The 15,491-nt window shown below is 58.6% G+C and carries 13 protein-coding genes; 3 read left to right on the top strand and 10 right to left on the bottom strand.

Features of this window, described 5'->3' with window-relative positions; all coding sequences use genetic code 11:
* Nucleotides 1-51 precede the first annotated feature (51 nt).
* Nucleotides 52-1,053 (bottom strand): ABC transporter substrate-binding protein, encoded by a 1,002-nt coding sequence (locus KJS55_RS05905; RefSeq protein ID WP_187028309.1) that lies wholly within the window; start codon nt 1,051-1,053, stop codon nt 52-54.
* 602 nt (nt 1,054-1,655) lie between these two features.
* Here KJS55_RS05905 and pyrG point away from each other — a divergent pair.
* The 3 genes from pyrG to KJS55_RS05890 all read left to right on the top strand — a co-directional run bounded on the left by pyrG (nt 1,656) and on the right by KJS55_RS05890 (nt 6,073).
* Nucleotides 1,656-3,284, top strand: a complete 1,629-nt coding sequence (gene pyrG, locus KJS55_RS05900) for a CTP synthase (protein ID WP_213543655.1) — start codon at nt 1,656-1,658, stop codon at nt 3,282-3,284.
* Complete coding sequence (locus KJS55_RS05895) at nt 3,271-4,344, top strand: M24 family metallopeptidase (protein ID WP_213542906.1); 1,074 nt, start codon at nt 3,271-3,273, stop codon at nt 4,342-4,344. Before pyrG ends, KJS55_RS05895 begins: the two co-directional genes overlap by 14 nt.
* Nucleotides 4,345-4,456: 112 nt before the next feature.
* Nucleotides 4,457-6,073 (top strand): putative manganese-dependent inorganic diphosphatase, encoded by a 1,617-nt coding sequence (locus KJS55_RS05890; protein ID WP_187027944.1) that lies wholly within the window; start codon nt 4,457-4,459, stop codon nt 6,071-6,073.
* A gap of 55 nt (nt 6,074-6,128) precedes the next feature.
* Here KJS55_RS05890 and KJS55_RS05885 read toward each other — a convergent pair whose 3' ends face one another.
* The 9 genes from KJS55_RS05885 to KJS55_RS05845 all read right to left on the bottom strand — a co-directional run bounded on the left by KJS55_RS05885 (nt 6,129) and on the right by KJS55_RS05845 (nt 15,489).
* Complete coding sequence (locus KJS55_RS05885; RefSeq protein ID WP_187027945.1) at nt 6,129-6,632, bottom strand: MogA/MoaB family molybdenum cofactor biosynthesis protein; 504 nt, start codon at nt 6,630-6,632, stop codon at nt 6,129-6,131.
* A 12-nt stretch (nt 6,633-6,644) separates the two neighbouring features.
* Complete coding sequence (locus KJS55_RS05880) at nt 6,645-7,682, bottom strand: sulfate/molybdate ABC transporter ATP-binding protein (RefSeq protein ID WP_213542905.1); 1,038 nt, start codon at nt 7,680-7,682, stop codon at nt 6,645-6,647.
* 1 nt (nt 7,683) lies between these two features.
* Nucleotides 7,684-8,364: a molybdate ABC transporter permease subunit gene (gene modB, locus KJS55_RS05875; protein WP_187027947.1), complete on the bottom strand. Its 681-nt coding sequence runs from the start codon at nt 8,362-8,364 to the stop codon at nt 7,684-7,686.
* A gap of 67 nt (nt 8,365-8,431) precedes the next feature.
* Nucleotides 8,432-9,250: a molybdate ABC transporter substrate-binding protein gene (gene modA, locus KJS55_RS05870; protein ID WP_213542904.1), complete on the bottom strand. Its 819-nt coding sequence runs from the start codon at nt 9,248-9,250 to the stop codon at nt 8,432-8,434.
* A gap of 127 nt (nt 9,251-9,377) precedes the next feature.
* Nucleotides 9,378-10,397, bottom strand: coding sequence for a molybdopterin-binding protein (locus tag KJS55_RS05865; protein WP_187027949.1), 1,020 nt, complete (start codon nt 10,395-10,397; stop codon nt 9,378-9,380).
* Nucleotides 10,394-10,831, bottom strand: a complete 438-nt coding sequence (locus KJS55_RS05860) for an MOSC domain-containing protein (RefSeq protein ID WP_187027950.1) — start codon at nt 10,829-10,831, stop codon at nt 10,394-10,396. Before KJS55_RS05860 ends, KJS55_RS05865 begins: the two co-directional genes overlap by 4 nt.
* A 5-nt stretch (nt 10,832-10,836) precedes the next feature.
* Nucleotides 10,837-11,301 (bottom strand): cyclic pyranopterin monophosphate synthase MoaC, encoded by a 465-nt coding sequence (gene moaC / locus KJS55_RS05855; RefSeq protein WP_394806178.1) that lies wholly within the window; start codon nt 11,299-11,301, stop codon nt 10,837-10,839.
* Nucleotides 11,302-11,303: 2 nt separating this feature from the next.
* Complete coding sequence (moaA, locus tag KJS55_RS05850; protein ID WP_213542903.1) at nt 11,304-12,248, bottom strand: GTP 3',8-cyclase MoaA; 945 nt, start codon at nt 12,246-12,248, stop codon at nt 11,304-11,306.
* 136 nt (nt 12,249-12,384) lie between these two features.
* On the bottom strand, nt 12,385-15,489 hold the full coding sequence (locus KJS55_RS05845; protein WP_187027952.1) for an efflux RND transporter permease subunit: 3,105 nt from the start codon (nt 15,487-15,489) through the stop codon (nt 12,385-12,387).
* Nucleotides 15,490-15,491: the final 2 nt, after the last annotated feature.

Genomic DNA, 15,491 nt, shown 5'->3' with positions numbered 1-15,491 from the left:
AAAAGGGAAGCCCTTTTCCACCTCTTTTTACAGGGATTTCTCCTCTGCTGATTATTCCGTCACAGCCTCATAGCCGTCGGGCGCGGTCAAGCCCAGGGCCTCACACATGGTGGGATTGTACTTGGCGGTGAACTGCGGGGCATACTCAATCGGCATCTCGGCGGGATTGGCGCCGTTTACCAGAATCTCATAGGCCATTTCGCCGGTTTTGTAGCCAATGTCATAGTAGCTGATGGTCAGCGTCGCAACGCCGCAGCCTTTGCAGATACCCTCCTCACCAGCAATCACAGGCGTGCCGGAATCCAGAGAGATATTGCCGATCAGCTCAGAATTGTTGGCGGCGGTGTTGTCCGTGGGGACATAAAGGACATCGCTCTCCGCACAGGCGGTGGTGGCAACGGCCGAGAGGTCGTTGGAGTCGGAGAAGGAGAACTGCTTGCAGGTATAACCCATCTCCTCCAGATATCCCTGGACAGTATCCACCTGGTATTTGCTGTTAGGCTCCGCGGAGCAGTACAGCAGTCCTACTGTGCCGGCATCCGGGAACCATTCCTGCACCATGGCGGCCTGCTGATCCAGAGGAGCCAGATCAGAGGTGCCGGAGATATTGGTGCCGGTGGTGCCGGTAAAGCCGTCGATGCCCAGAGCCACGCCGTACTCCGTAATAGAGGTGCCCAAAATGGGAATTTCTTCAGTGGCAGCCATGGCAGCCTGCAGAGCGGTGGTGCCGTTTGCCATGATCAGATCCACGCCTGCGGAGACAAAACCGCCCACAATCGTGGAGCAGTTTGCAGAATCACCAGAGGCATTCTGAGGATCAAAAGTAACGCTGTCACCCAACAGCTCCTTCAGGGCATCCTGAAAGCCTTCTGTGGCGGCGTCCAGTGCCACGTGCTGCTGTTGCTGGATGATACCGACCGTATAGGTCTTGCCGTCAGCGGTAGTATCATCGGTGTTGTCGTCACTCACGGCATCATCCTGAGAACCGCCGCAGGCAGCCAGGCTCAGGGCCATGACGCCGGAGAGAAGCAGAGCAAGGAACTTCTTTTTCATCATGATCGTTTCCTCCATACTTTCAAACTTGCAGGATCTTGATTAAAAACGGCAGCTCGGGCAGGCCGCTTTTTATGTGGCAATGTGATCTGCCGGGCCAGATAAAGAAGAACAGAATGCCGGTCAAGGGGAAAACTGGCGGGATAAAAAAATCTGTACTTCACAGCCGCCTCAAATCACTTTTTCAATATATAACTTTAAACAGGTAAAGTCAACCGGCGTTTTTTACAAAATCAGAGGGGGAACTTTGGCCTCTAGCTATCAAAATAGGGGGGGGAGAACTGCCGTAATTCCAGAGCGGCTTGCCGACTTCCCCAAGGGCGGCTAAAAAATTGGGTCCAGATGGAAAGGGGGCATTGACAAGGAAAAAACGCAGTGTTATAGTAGGAAAGTATTTTTGGAATACTTTGAGCAGCGATTTGCGGTGCAAACCGCAAGCGCGAAAATCGAACAGACAAGCCCGCGGATCGCAGCTGAAAGTCCCGAAAAAGACAGGGACTTTTAGCCGCAAAAGGAGTCCGGCTGGGCTTTTTCTTGTTTTTGGGCCAGAGATACGGTCGTTGCATCTAAAAATAGTATTTTTATAGGAGGAGGGAAGGATGATGTCAACAAAGTTCGTATTCATTACCGGCGGCGTGGTGTCCGGCCTGGGGAAGGGAATCTGCGCGGCATCCCTGGGGAGGCTTCTGAAGCAGCGGGGTGTCCGAGTGCGCAACCAGAAATTTGATCCCTATATCAATGTGGACCCGGGAACGATGAGTCCCTATCAGCATGGAGAGGTCTTTGTCACAGACGATGGGGCGGAGACAGATCTGGACCTGGGCCATTATGAGCGGTTTGTGGATGAGGACCTGTCCGGCAATTCCTCAATCTCCTCTGGGAAAATTTACTGGTCCGTGCTGAACCGGGAGCGGCGGGGAGATTACCTAGGGGCAACCGTGCAAATCATTCCCCATATCACCAATGAAATCAAAAGCCGGGTCTATGCCATGGCCGCCGAGGATGTGGATGTTGTCATTACAGAGGTGGGCGGAACCGTAGGGGATATTGAGTCTCAGCCCTTTTTGGAGGCCATCCGTCAGGTGGCGGCGGAGCGGCCGCACGGAGACGTGCTGTTTATCCATGTGCCCTTGATTGTTCAGGTCCCCGGAACCGGGGAGCTGAAATCAAAGCCCACCCAACACTCGGTCAAGGAGCTGCTGAGTCTGGGTATTCAACCGGATATCCTGGTGTGCCGCTGTGACGCACCCATGACTGAGGAGGTCCGCAGAAAGATCGCCCTTTTCTGCAACGTACAGCCGGACTGCGTGATTCAAAATGCCACAGCTGAGACACTCTATGAAGTGCCGCTGCTGATGGCAAAGGAGGGGCTGGACGAGGTGGTTTGCAGGAAGCTGGGCCTGATCACCTACCAGCCGGACCTGCGGGAGTGGAGTGCCATGGTCCGGCGGGAAAAGGAGGCTCACAGGCATGTCCGCATCGCACTGGTGGGAAAGTACACCCAGCTGCACGACGCCTATCTATCCGTGGTGGAGGCGCTGCACCACGCAGGCACCGCTAACGATGCCGTAGTGGAGATTGCCTGGATTGACTCTGAGGAACTGACAGAGCAGAATCTGGAGGCATCTCTGAGAGGCTGCGGAGGGATTTTGGTGCCCGGCGGCTTTGGAGAGCGGGGGATCGAGGGAATGATCCGCGCCATTCAATACGCACGGGAGCAGAGGGTTCCCTTCTTCGGCATCTGTCTGGGAATGCAGATGGCAGTTGTGGAGTTCGCCAGACATGTGCTGGGGTGGGCGGACGCCAACTCCGCTGAGTTCTCCGAGACGACCCGGCACCCTGTCATTGCCTTAATGCCGGATCAGATGCACATCACAGATAAGGGCGGGACTATGCGTCTTGGAAAATATCCCTGTGTGCTGGCGGAAAACACACGCAGCCGCGCGCTGTATGGGACGGCGGAAATCTCCGAGCGGCACCGCCATCGGTTTGAGTTTCAAAACGACTGCCGCAGTGAGATGCAGGAGCAGGGGATGGTGCTGTCCGGCCTGTCTCCGGACGGACGGCTGGTGGAGATTGTGGAGCTTTCTCAGCACCCCTGGTTTGTGGGTGCGCAGTTCCACCCGGAGTTCAAAAGCCGCCCCGACCGCCCCCATCCGCTGTTTTACGGATTTGTCAAGGCCGCGCTGGAACAGATGCAGGGAAAGGAGAATATGGATGAATCACTTTGAGAAAATTGCTGTGCAGCTGGAGTCGTATGGCCTGGACGCCATACTGCTGACTGGGGAGGCCAACCGGTTTTACGCCACGGGCTTTCACTCGATGGGGACCGATGGCGCAGCCCTCATCACCCGCAAAAAAAATTACTACTTTACGGACGCCCGCTATACGGAGGCGGCCGGACGCTGCATTCAAAACGCGCAGCTGCGGGAGACCGGCCATGGGCACGGCTATGCCGACCTGCTGGCGGAAGTGGTGTCCAGCGATCACATCGGACGCATGGGGTTTGAGGACGCCTGCATGACGGTGCAGGAACACGCGCGCTATCAGAAGGCGCTGTCCTGCGAGTTGGTCCCGGCGACAGAGCTTTTGTGGAAGCTGCGGGCGCAGAAGGACCCGGAGGAGCTGGAGGCGCTGACCGCCGCCCAGCGGATCGCGGAGCGGGCGCTGGAGGACATTTTGAACGATATCCGGCCAGGGATCACAGAGAAGGAGATCGCCGCCCGGATTCAGTATCGGATGCTTCACTACGGAGCGGAGGACAAGTCCTTCGATCCCATTGTGGTGTCTGGGCCGAATGGGAGTCTTCCCCACGGTGTGCCCTCAGAAAAGCTAATTCAGGCGGGCGAGTTTGTCACCATGGATTTTGGCTGCGTCTATCACGGCTATTGCTCCGATATGACCCGCACCGTGGCAGTGGGTCACGTGACAGATGAGATGCGGGAAGTGTACCAGACGGTGCTCTGCGCACAAAAAGCGGGGATTGCTACAGCTAGGGCGGGTGCCACGGGCCGTGAGGTAGATGCGGCCGCAAGGGCTGTGATTGACGCCGCCGGCTATGGCGAATACTTCGGCCACAGCTTCGGCCACGGGGTAGGGGTAGAGATTCACGAGAGTCCCAATGCCTCGCAGCTCAATGATAAGCCCTTGCCGGAGCGGGCGGTGATCTCCGCAGAGCCGGGGATTTACCTGCCGGGAAAGATGGGAGTGCGCATTGAGGATGTGCTCTTTTTGACTCAGGACGGTTGTCAGAATTTGACCAAAGCTCCCAAGGAGCTGCTGGTTCTGTAAGAATTGCCGCGCAAAACGATCGTTTTGCGCGGTTTTCCGATCAAAACTGCCGTTGACAAACCGTTCCTTGGGGAAGCATAATAACAGTAATCATACCGTGGGAGGAACACACATGGACACTGTCTATATCACCGGCCACCGGAATCCGGATACAGACTCAATCGTTTCCGCCATGGCCTATGCCGCCTTGAAGAATGCTCTGGGGCAGCGGCAGTATCAGGCAGCCCGCCTGGGCCAGATCAGCGATGAGACCCATACCGTTCTGGAGCGCTTCGGTTTTCAGCCTCCGCGCCTCATTAGCAATGTGCGTACACAGGTACGGGACCTGGACTACGACACGCCGCCCACACTCTCCGCCGCTGCCACAATCAGCCGGGCCTGGCAGACCATGCAGGCAGACCGGATTTCTGTGCTGCCAGTGGCCAACGAGGATGGGACGCTGTATGGCATGCTCTCCGCTGGGGACGTGGCCAACTATGACATGCGCTCGGTCCGCAACCCGATGGTTTCCAGCATGCCGGTATACAATCTGCTCTCCGTCATCGAGGGAGAGATTCTCAATGCCGGCGGGGAGCTGCGGGACGAGGTTTCTGGCGAGGTGGTGATCGCACTGCCCACCTGCCGGGAGAACCTGCTCTTTTCCAATCCCAACAGCATTGTGGTCTGCGGAGACCAGCCGGATATGATTCGGCGTGCGCTGGAAATCGGCGTGAGCTGCATCATTGTTTGTCAGGCGGAGGTTCCGCAGGAGCTTCTCAATGTGGAGACGGAGACTTGCTTGATGTCTACCCCTTACGATCCCTATCAGGCGGTACGCCTGATTTGGCATGCACTGCCCATCTCCCATATCTGTAAAAGTGCTGACCTTGTCAGCTTCCATCTGGACGATTATATTGATGATGTGCGCAACACGGTGCTGGAGAGCCGCTTCCGGGCCTACCCTATTTTGGATGAAAACGAAAAGGTGGTGGGGACGCTGTCCCGGTTTCATCTGCTGCGGCCCCGCCGCAAGCAGGTAATCCTCATGGACCACAATGAAAAGGCCCAGTCCGTGGTGGGGCTGGATCAGGCGGAGATTTTGGAGATTGTGGATCACCACCGACTGGCGGACATTCAAACCAACAATCCCATATATGTCCGCAATGAGCCGGTGGGAAGCACCACCACGATTGTGGCGGGCATGTACCAGGAAAAGGGGCTGATGCCCACGGCAAAAATGGCAGGGCTGATGGCTGCCGCCATTGTCTCAGATACGGTAATGTTCAAGTCTCCCACCTGTACCCAGCGGGATATCAACGTTGCCAATCGGATGGCCCGCATTGCGAATCTCTCCCTGGAGGAGCTGGGCAAGGCGATTTTCTCCTCCACCTGTGGAGATGACAAGAGTGCGGAGACCATTTTGAAGACGGATTACAAGGAGTTTCACATTGCCGGCCACGATTTGGCGGTGGGACAGGTCACATGTATGGACTCGGAGCGCCTGTTGGAGAGAAAAGCGGAGTTCCTCCAGGTGATGAATCGAATCCGGAAGGAGCAGTCCCTGGACACGGTGATTTTGATGATCACCGATGTACTGCTGGACGGCACGCAGCTTCTGTTTACAGGAGATGAGGAGACCATCCAACAGGCATTCAATATCAAGGGAGACCATGGAAACTGTGCATTTTTGCCCAAGATCCTCTCCCGAAAGAAACAGGTGATTCCTATGCTCTCCGCCCTGTGGGGCTGATGAGACCACAGACGGAGACAAAAAGCGCCGCCGGTCAATACCGGCGGCGCTTTTGTCAGCTGCCGCTGTCCGCACAGTCCGCGCTCCGGCCGGAGAGCATCTCCAGTCCGTGGGAAAGTGTGGGAAGAACGGCCTCCAAATTCTCCCGAGCAGCCTTGGGAGAGCCGGGGAGGTTCACAATCAGCGTCCCGCCCCGAATACCGGCCTGAGCCCGGGACAGCATGGCCCGGGGAGTGATTTGCAGCGAGGCATAGCGCATGGCCTCCGGCAGACCGGGGGCCAACCGGTCACAGACCGAGAGCGTGGCCTCCGGCGTGACGTCCCGGGGAGAAAAACCAGTACCGCCGGTGGTGACTAAGAGATCCACAGTACCGCTGTCGGCAATCTCTTCCAGAATGTGTGCAATCTGGGACTGTTCATCCGGTACCAGGGCTGTACGGACGACTGTGTAACCGGCCTCCCGCAGCAGCTCTGCCACCAGCGGACCGGCCTCGTCCGGCCGCTGGCCGCGATAGCTGCGGTCACTGACAGTGACAACAACCGCAGAAAAGAATGACATAAAAATTCCTCCTTATCGCAGTAATAACAGATGCTCCGGAGAAACAGAGACCAGTAGTTCTCTTTGGTCCGCGAGCCCGGACTCCCGGTCCAGTTCCATGCGCAGCAGAGGAGCTTCCGCCATGGCATCCAGAGGACGCAGTAGCAAAGTGGTGCAGGAGAGATCCTGAATGACCCGTACCACGGCGCAGGGGAAGGCGTTTACCTCCCCGGAGACGGCGGGGTGGAGCTGGCGCGCACGAATCCCTACACAATCAATCCCCGGGGGCGGCGGAGCGGCGCAGCGGAGCGTCAGGTTCCAGGCCGGCAAAAACACAACATCTCCCTGAGGGACCGCCATGGCAAAATTGCCGCAGCCGGAGAGTTGTGCGGCGGCTACGGTTTCCGGGCGAAGGAAGAGATCCTCCACCGTCTGTACCGGCTGGGAGCGGCCCTGGCTGATGACGCACACCCGGCGGCAGTTGCGAAAGACCTCCCCTTGGTCATGGGAGACCCAGAGAATGGTGCCCTGAAACGGCTCCAGCAGCTCCTGAAGTTCCAGCTCCAGCTGCTGCCGGAGATAGCCATCCAGAGCCGAAAAAGGCTCGTCCAGCAGGATCATTCCTGGCTCCGACGCCAGAATGCGGGCCAGGGCGGTCCGCTGCTGCTGACCGCCGGAGAGCTGTGCGGGGCGCCTGTCAGCCACCTCCTCCAGTCGGAAGCGGCGGAGCTTTTCCGTGACCTCCGCCGCCCGGCGTCCGCGGTTACGCACTGCGGCGGCGATGTTCTGCCGCACAGTCATGTTGGGAAAAAGCGCGTACTGTTGGAAGAGATAGCCCACGTTCCGGCGCTGGGGAGGCAGGTTGATGTGGGCCGTGCTGTCGTAGAGGACGGCGCCATCCAGAACGATTTTCCCTGTGTCCGGCGTCAGGATGCCGGCGATGCACCGCAACGTGACGGACTTGCCGCAGCCGGAGGCCCCAAGCAGAGCCAGGGGTTCCTGGTGAGCCTCGAATTGGACGTCCAGCTGAAAGTTCCCAAGCCGCTTTTGAATCTCAACGCAGAGGGACATCTCAGAAAGCGCCCCCCTTCCGAACCTGCCGCTGCCGGGTTTCCAGCAGGTTGACCGCCAACAGAAAGACTGCGGAGAGGGCAATATTCACCAGAACCCACCGGAGCGCACCGGCGTCGTCATGGGTACGCCAAAGCTGATAGACGGTGGTGGAAATGGTGGCGGTGCGGCCGGGGGTATATCCGGCAATCATGGAAGTGGCACCATATTCCCCCAGCGCCCGGGCAAAGGAGAGGACCATGCCTGCGAGAATTCCCTGCTTGCACACCGGTATTTGGACCCGCCAGAAGACCCAGGCATTGGAGCGTCCCAGGGTGCGTCCAGCGTCCGCCAGGGTTTGATCGAAGCTCTCAAAGGCACCCCGGGCAGTGCGGTACATCAAAGGGAAGGACACCACCACCGTAGCAAAAATGGCGGACCACCAGGTCATTACCAGCTTTACGCCGAAATGGTCCATTGCCCACGCGCCAACAGCCCGTTTGGGCCCTAATAGCACCAGCAGCAGCCAGCCCACCACAGTAGGGGGCAGTACCAGGGGGAGCGTCAGCACCACATCCAGGACGCCTTTGAGCAGGCGGGGAAGCTTTGCGATGTAGTACGCGGCCAGAATTCCCAGGAAAAAGACGGCCATGGTGGAGACTGCCGCAATACGGAGAGAGTTCAAAAGGGGATACCAATCCATAAAAGACGACCTCCGGGAGAGAGTCAGGGAGAGCGGACGGGGCCTTTCCCGCCTGCTTCACCAAAAGTCAGACCAGGGGGGTGAAGCCGACGTTCCTAAACACAACATCCGCGTCATCGCCGGTCAAATAGTCCAAAAATGCCTGGGCCTCTTCGGCGTGTGTGCTGGCAGACAGCACGGCGGCGGGGTAAGTGACCTGCCCGCACATGTCTGCGGTGGCCTCGTCCACTACGGTCAGACCGGCGGAGAAGGCATCCGTGGCGTAAATAATGCCGCAGTCCACAGCGCCTTCAGAGACATGCGTGGTGACCTCCTTTACATTGGAGCCATAGGTTAGAACTCCGGCTTCCGCCAAGGCTGCCTCCTCCAGACCATAGTAAGCAAAAATCTTTTGCGTGTATTGCCCCACGGGAACGTCGCGGTTGCCCATGGCCAGGAAAACATCGCCGTTTTTCAGAAGTTCCGCCAGCTGATCAAAGCTCTTCACGCCTTTGGGATTGCCCTCAGGCACCACCAGGGTGATCTGATTTTCAAGAAGGTCCAGCCTGGAGCCCTCCAGCAGAAGATTGTTTTTATCCAGTGTATCCATCTGAGTCTGGCCAGCAGAGATGAAGAGGTCACAGTCCGCGCCCTGCTGAATCTGTTCCAGCAGAGTGCCAGAGGATTCATAGCTGGGAAGGATGGTGACATGAGGAGCTACATCCTTGTACAGCGCGATGATTTCATCCAGGGTCTCCGTCATGGAGGCTGCGGCAAAAACCACGAGCTCCACGGAAGAAGAATTGCCGCCGTGTTCGGACACATCGCCGGGATCGGTGCCGCCTCCGCAGGCGGACAGGGACAGCACTATGCACAGTGCCAGAAGCAAAGAGCGCAGGTTTTTCATATCGAAAATCTTCCTTTCTTCAAGGATATATGTGGAAACGGCCCAGATGCGGGCAGTTGCCGCTAGACGTAATTCTCAAATAAGGATAACGGAAGAGGAGAAATGGCGCCGGAGTTCCGGCGCGCAATTATGACCCGAAGGGACAGATGGGCCAGCGGCAGGACTCGCAGCCTAGACACAGCCCCCCCTCGCCCATGATGGAGAAATCGTCTCTAGTCAGCTCCACACCGGCGGCAATCCGGGGCAGCACTAGGTCAAAGATGGTGGCCCCGGCGTACATGACGCAGCCGGGAAGGCCCATCACGGGCGTCTCGTCCGAATAGTAGCCCAGGAGAAACATCGCGCCGGGCAGGACCGGGGCGCCATAGGTGACGATGCGGGCGCCAGAGGCCCGAATGCCCCCAGGGGTATTGTCGTCAGGGTCCACGCTCATGCCCCCGGTGCACAAAAGCAGATCCGCACCACTGCTCTTGGCCGCGGAGATGGCGGCGGAAATGGCTTCCACGCCGTCGCCGGGGTATAAGACCGATAACGTCTCAATGCCATAGGCGGCCAGCTTCTCCTGAACGACAGGGGTGAAGGTATCTTGAATCAGGCCCTTTTGCACCTCGCTGCCGGTGGCGATGATGGCGGCGGTTCGCTTCACATAGGGCAGCAGCTCAAGAAGGGGACGGTCCCCGGCGGCCTGCTCCGCCGCTCGGAGCCGTTCCTCTTCAATGACCAGGGGGATCACCCGCATTCCGGCCAATTTGTCCCCAGCATTGACTGGGGTGTTGCCCCGGCGGGTTGCGATCATGATGTCGTCTAGGGCGTTCACGGCAATCAAACGCCGGGAATCCACCCGGAAAAGCCCCGGGCGGGAAGCACGCAGCTCGATCTTGCCCTCCTTCACCGGTGTGGGGGACATGCCGTCATTCACACACAGAGACAGTAGCCGATCCGCCGCGTCGTTTTCATGTATCATACCCGGGATCATTTCCCAGACGTACAGATTCTCCTTGCCCATGGAGAGGAGGATGGGGATATCAGATTCCGTTACCACGTGGCCCTTGCGGAAGCGGGCGTCCTTGTAGGAGCCCTGGATAATCTGGGTCATGTCGTGGCAGAGCACATGCCCCACAGCATCCTGGGTTTTGATGAGCTTCATGAGAACGCCTCCAGTACTTCAATGGAGTCGCCGGGTCGGACCGTGCCCTCCTGGACTACCACGGCAAAAATGCCCTCTGTGGGCATGACGCACATCCCGACGGCCTGCCGGATGGCGCAGTCGTTGTGGCACTCCTTGCCAATCTGGGTGACTTCCACCACAGTTTCCCCAATGCGCAGACGCGTCCCCACCGGCAGGTTCCGCAGGTCGATGCCAACCGTATTGATATTTTCCGCGAATACGCCGGCAGGCAGGGGAATGGGGCCCCGCATGGTGTCCACGCTTTCCTCCGCCAGCAGGGAGATCTGGCGGTGCCAGTCGCCGGCATGGGCATCCCCCACAATGCCATGGCGCAGCCGTAGGCAAATCTCCGGGACGGGGTGCTTGGGCTGTCCCTTTTCCACGCTGATATTCACGGATACAACCTCTGCCACGGTCCTCACTCCTCTGCAATATAACCACTTTTTCCACCGGATTTCTCCAGCAGGCGGATGTTGGTGATGCGCATATCTTTCTGGACGGCCTTGCACATATCATAGATCGTAAGTGCCGCAGCAGACACAGCGGTCAGAGACTCCATTTCCACCCCGGTGACACCAGTGCAGGTAACGGCGGCCTGAATCTCCACCCGGTCGTCCCGGAGGGTGAAGGCGATATCAATTCCGGTCAGGGGCAGGGGGTGGCACATGGGAATCAGCTCCCAGCAGTGCTTGGCAGCTTGAATGCCGGCCACCTGCGCCACCGCCAGTACATCCCCCTTTTTCAGCGTCCCGGCGCGAATCTGGGCCATGGTGCCGGGGGAGACCAGAATCTCGCCGGCAGCAACGGCTCGCCGGTGGGTAGGGGCCTTCTCCGTCACGTCCACCATGCGGGCGCGGCCTTGGTTGTTGAAATGCGTGAGCATAACTATCCTCCGATCTGATACATATCCCGGGCGGCTTCGCTGGATCGTTCCCGCAGGAAATGCCGGGGAGGCTTTTGCAGAATGCCGTGCCGGATGGCCGCCTCCAGCTCCGGTCCGTGGAGGCCCCGCAGGGGGAGCTCCTCCCGGCTGTGGAGACAGCCCTTCAGCCGCCCGTCCGCAGTGATGCGGATGCGGCGGCAGTCCCCACAGAAGTTGTGGCTCATAGGGGAGATCAGCCCCACGGCGCCTTTGGCGCCGGGAAGCCGGTATCGTCTGGCCACCCCCTGGGCCGCAAGAGGCCGCAGGGTGGGAAAGCGCTCCAACACCATGTCCGTGGAGAGAAAACGGCTTGGGTTCCAGGCGGTACAGGGGCCTATGGGCATGAGCTCAATGAAGCGGACCTCCCAGGGGTGGTCCAGCGTCAGGCGGAGAAAGTCACCGATTTCATCGTCATTGAAGCCGCCCATGAGAACCGTGTCCAGTTTCAGATTCTGAAAACCAACCTCTTCCACCGCCGCGATGCCACGGAGGACATCCGAAAGACGGCCCTGGCGGGTGAGGGAGGAAAAGCGCTCTGGCCGCAGGGTATCCAAGCTGATATTCAGCCGGTCCACACCGGCCTGCCGCAGGGGAGCGGCCAACTCCTCCAGGCGGCTTCCATTGGTAGTGAGACACAGTTCCGCCAGCCCGGGGATTTCCCGCAGCCCTCGGCACAGCTCCAGAATTCCCCGGCGCACCAACGGTTCTCCCCCGGTGACGCGGATTTTTCTGACGCCGCACGCAACAGCAGCCCTGCCGATTTCCACGCACTCCTCAATAGAGAGGATGTCCGCGTGAGATCGTTTGGCAACCCCCTCCGGACCCATGCAATACACACAGCGATAATTGCACAAATCTGTCACGGAGAGGCGCAGATAGTCAATTTCCCGGCCATAGCCGTCCTGCATAAAGCCCCTCCATTCGTGATATTTTTCAAAGGTATACGATGAAATCATCATATCAGATTTTATAAGAAAGTCAAGCGGGGAGAAGCATGGAGAAATCCCCGGAGGCCGCGGCTTCCGGGGATCTTTGTCGGGAATATCAGGAAATTTCAACGGGCTCCGCAGTTGCCTCAGTCTGGGAGATGTCCGGTGGACGCTGATGTTTCCGCCGGAAATGCTTGGGCAGGTCATCAATTACGGAGTAGAATACCGGCGTGAACAGCAGCGTCACCACGGTGGAAATGATCATGCCGCTCATCATGGTAACGCCCATGTCGCTCATCATTTCGTTGGTGTCCCCAATGCCAAACGCCATGGGGACCATGGCAAGGACGGTGGTCAGCGTCGTCATCATAATGGGGCGGATTCGAAGGGGACAGGCCTTCATGATAGCGGTCTCCCGCTCCTCGCCCATCTGCCGGCGGATTTTAATATATTCTACCAAAATGATGGAGTTGTTCACCACCGTGCCTGCCAGCATGATCAAAGACACCAGGGAGATCATGGACAGGTCCCGTCCCGTCAGAGGCAGGGCGAACAGCGCGCCGGTAAAGGCCACCGGCAGGATCAGCATCACAATAACAGGCATCAGAAAGGACTCAAACTGCGCCGCCAGAACAAAATACACAAGGCCCATGGCCACCAGCAGAGCCAGCAGCAGATCAGAAAAGTTCTCCGTCATATCAGAATAACTGCCGGTGAGCTCTGCGGTGTAGCCCTCTGGCATCTGGTAATTGTCCAAAATCCGGGTGAGCTGCTTGGTGATCTCCGTGGCATTGCCGCTCACGGTATCGCCCGTGATCGTCACTTGGCGGGACTGGTTGACGCGGGTAATGGTCTGGGGAGCCTGAACAATGTCCACGCTGGCAACCGAGCTTAACGGCACATAGCCGCCCATGGCGGTAGACACAGGCATGGAGCGCAGGGCATCCAGGCTGGCGGCATAGGAGCCGTCACCCTTGACCACAACATCCAGCTCCTTGTTATTGATGGTAACAGTGGTGGCAGTCTCACCGGTCAGCTCCGACCGGACTGCAGAACCGATGCTGGCGGCAGTGAGGCCGTATTGCGAGGCGGCCTGCCGGTTGATAGTGACCTCCACCTGGGGGACCTGCTCCGACACGGAGCTGACGACATCCACAGCATCCTCCAACTGGGAGATTTCCCGCAGCAGATCATCCGCGATTGCCGTGAGAATGCGATAGTCGTCACCGGTGATCTCCACGCTGATATCATTGCCGCCCAGCATGGCGGTCATGTCAGAGGCGCTGGCGGTGATCTCGCAGCCGGCAATGTTCTGCAGGAAGGGGCGAAGGCTTTCAGCAATCTCACTGCTGCTGCGGCTTCGGTCGCCGCGGTCCACCAGCATCAAGGAGACAGAGGCGGATTCCGGCTGGGCCAGGTAGTAGAGGCTCTCCAGCTCCGGCACCTGTTCCTGAGCGATAGATACCACCCGGTCGGCGTAGGCTGTGGTCTCATCCACATCAGAGCCAATGGGAGTTGTGATGCTGATGCTGACCTGCCCCTGGTCCATTTCTGGCAGCAGTACCATGTTGGTGCTTAGGCAGCACACCGCGAAGAAAACAACAAGGCCAACAGCTGTCAGCATACCGACTTTCAGATGACGGAGGAAATAGTCCAACAGCCGCAGGTAACGGTCATACAGCCATCGGACCCACTGGCCGCAGCGGGCAATAATGGAGCGGCTGCCTGCTCTTTTCAGCTGGTGCTGCCGGGCCTTTGTTTCATCCAGCAGCAGATAGCACAGCAGCGGCACCCACGTCAGGGCGATCACGAGAGAACCGAGAATTAAGAAGGCAATCGTCAGACAGAAGTCCTTGAACAGCATGCCGGCCATACCGCCGGTAAGGCCCAACGGCAAAAAGACCGCCACCGTGGTCAGCGTGGAGGCAACCACGGAGGTAGTCACCTCCTTGGTGCCATCCACACAGGCGCTTAGCCGGTCATGCCCTTCGGCGGAGAAGCGGTAGATATTTTCCAGCACGACAATGGAGTTATCCACAATCATGCCCACGCCCATGGCGACTCCGCCCAGGCTCATCATGTTCATCGTGAGGTCAAACACGTTCATCAGGACGAACACCGCGAGAATGCACACCGGCATGGAGACCGCGATCGTCATGGTGGCGCCCCAGCGGCGCAGGAACAGAAAGACCACCACAGCGGCCAGCACCACGCCCAGGACGATATTTTGCAGGGCGGACTCCACCACCAGGTTGATGTAGTCGGAGGCAAGATAGGGTGCGGCGTAGCGAATACCGGGATTCTCCTCTGCCAGCTCCGCCATCCGCGCATCCACTGCCTGAGCCGTGGATGCCTCATTTGCACCGGATTGCTTGGAAACCTGTAAAATTACGCAGGCGGTGCCATCCATCTGCGCCATGGTGTCGGTATCCTGTGCCTGCAGGGAGACATTGGCCACATCACCCAGACGGACAATGCCGCCGGTAGGCAGAGCCAGGAGCATATTTTCAACGTCCTCCACAGACTGGAACTTGGCGTCTGTGCTGACGGTCAGTGTCTTGGAGCCGTTTTGCATATCGCCGCCGGGATAGAGCAGGTTTTCTGCTGCCAGGAACTGGGAGATGTAGCTGTTGGAAAGGCCGAAGCCAGCTGCTCGGGCGGGGTCAATCTGCACCTCGATCTGCTGGCCTACGCCGCCGCTGACTGTGACGGAGGCTACGCCGTCAATCCGCTCCAGGGCGGGGGAGACGGTGTCCTCCGCCAAGGTTTGGAGAGAGGACAGGTCCTCGCCCATCAGGGCGATGATGGCGGTGGGCATCAGGTCGCTGACGTTGATGTTGACAATCACGGGGTCCATGGCACCATCCGGGAGCGAGAGCATGTCGAATTTCTCCCGCAGCTTGGTGGCGGCGATGTCCAGGTCCGTGTCCTCCACATAGGTAATCTGCACCTGGCTGACACCGTCCGACGAAGTGGAGGAGACGGAGTCCACGCCGGGGACGGCCATGATGGCCGACTCCAAGGGACGGGTGACAAGCTCCTCGATATCGTTAGGCGTGGCACCGTTATAGTAGCACATCACCACAGCCATGGGAGCTTCCATGTTGGGCAGCAGGGCCATCTGCAACTGGGTGGTGAAGACCACGCCGAATATGGCGATCATGATGACTGCCAGCAAGGTTGTGACCTTGTGCTGGATACAAAATTTTGCCGTATTCATGG

Source organism: Pusillibacter faecalis (assembly GCF_018408705.1).
Lineage (GTDB): Bacteria > Bacillota > Clostridia > Oscillospirales > Oscillospiraceae > Oscillibacter > Oscillibacter faecalis.
The sequence above is the reverse complement of the archived record's forward strand: the minus strand, read 5'-3'. Positions and strand labels throughout refer to the sequence as shown.

Bases quoted from the DNA above. Each gene is read 5' to 3' on its own strand.
- KJS55_RS05905 (WP_187028309.1), bottom strand. From the start codon at position 1,053: ATGAAAAAGAAGTTCCTTGCTCTGCTTCTCTCCGGCGTCATGGCCCTG.
- pyrG (WP_213543655.1), top strand. From the start codon at position 1,656: ATGTCAACAAAGTTCGTATTCATTACCGGCGGCGTGGTGTCCGGCCTG.
- KJS55_RS05895 (WP_213542906.1), top strand. From the start codon at position 3,271: ATGAATCACTTTGAGAAAATTGCTGTGCAGCTGGAGTCGTATGGCCTG.
- KJS55_RS05890 (WP_187027944.1), top strand. From the start codon at position 4,457: ATGGACACTGTCTATATCACCGGCCACCGGAATCCGGATACAGACTCA.
- KJS55_RS05885 (WP_187027945.1), bottom strand. From the start codon at position 6,632: ATGTCATTCTTTTCTGCGGTTGTTGTCACTGTCAGTGACCGCAGCTAT.
- KJS55_RS05880 (WP_213542905.1), bottom strand. From the start codon at position 7,682: ATGTCCCTCTGCGTTGAGATTCAAAAGCGGCTTGGGAACTTTCAGCTG.
- modB (WP_187027947.1), bottom strand. From the start codon at position 8,364: ATGGATTGGTATCCCCTTTTGAACTCTCTCCGTATTGCGGCAGTCTCC.
- modA (WP_213542904.1), bottom strand. From the start codon at position 9,250: ATGAAAAACCTGCGCTCTTTGCTTCTGGCACTGTGCATAGTGCTGTCC.
- KJS55_RS05865 (WP_187027949.1), bottom strand. From the start codon at position 10,397: ATGAAGCTCATCAAAACCCAGGATGCTGTGGGGCATGTGCTCTGCCAC.
- moaC (WP_394806178.1), bottom strand. From the start codon at position 11,301: ATGCTCACGCATTTCAACAACCAAGGCCGCGCCCGCATGGTGGACGTG.
- moaA (WP_213542903.1), bottom strand. From the start codon at position 12,248: ATGCAGGACGGCTATGGCCGGGAAATTGACTATCTGCGCCTCTCCGTG.
- KJS55_RS05845 (WP_187027952.1), bottom strand. From the start codon at position 15,489: ATGAATACGGCAAAATTTTGTATCCAGCACAAGGTCACAACCTTGCTG.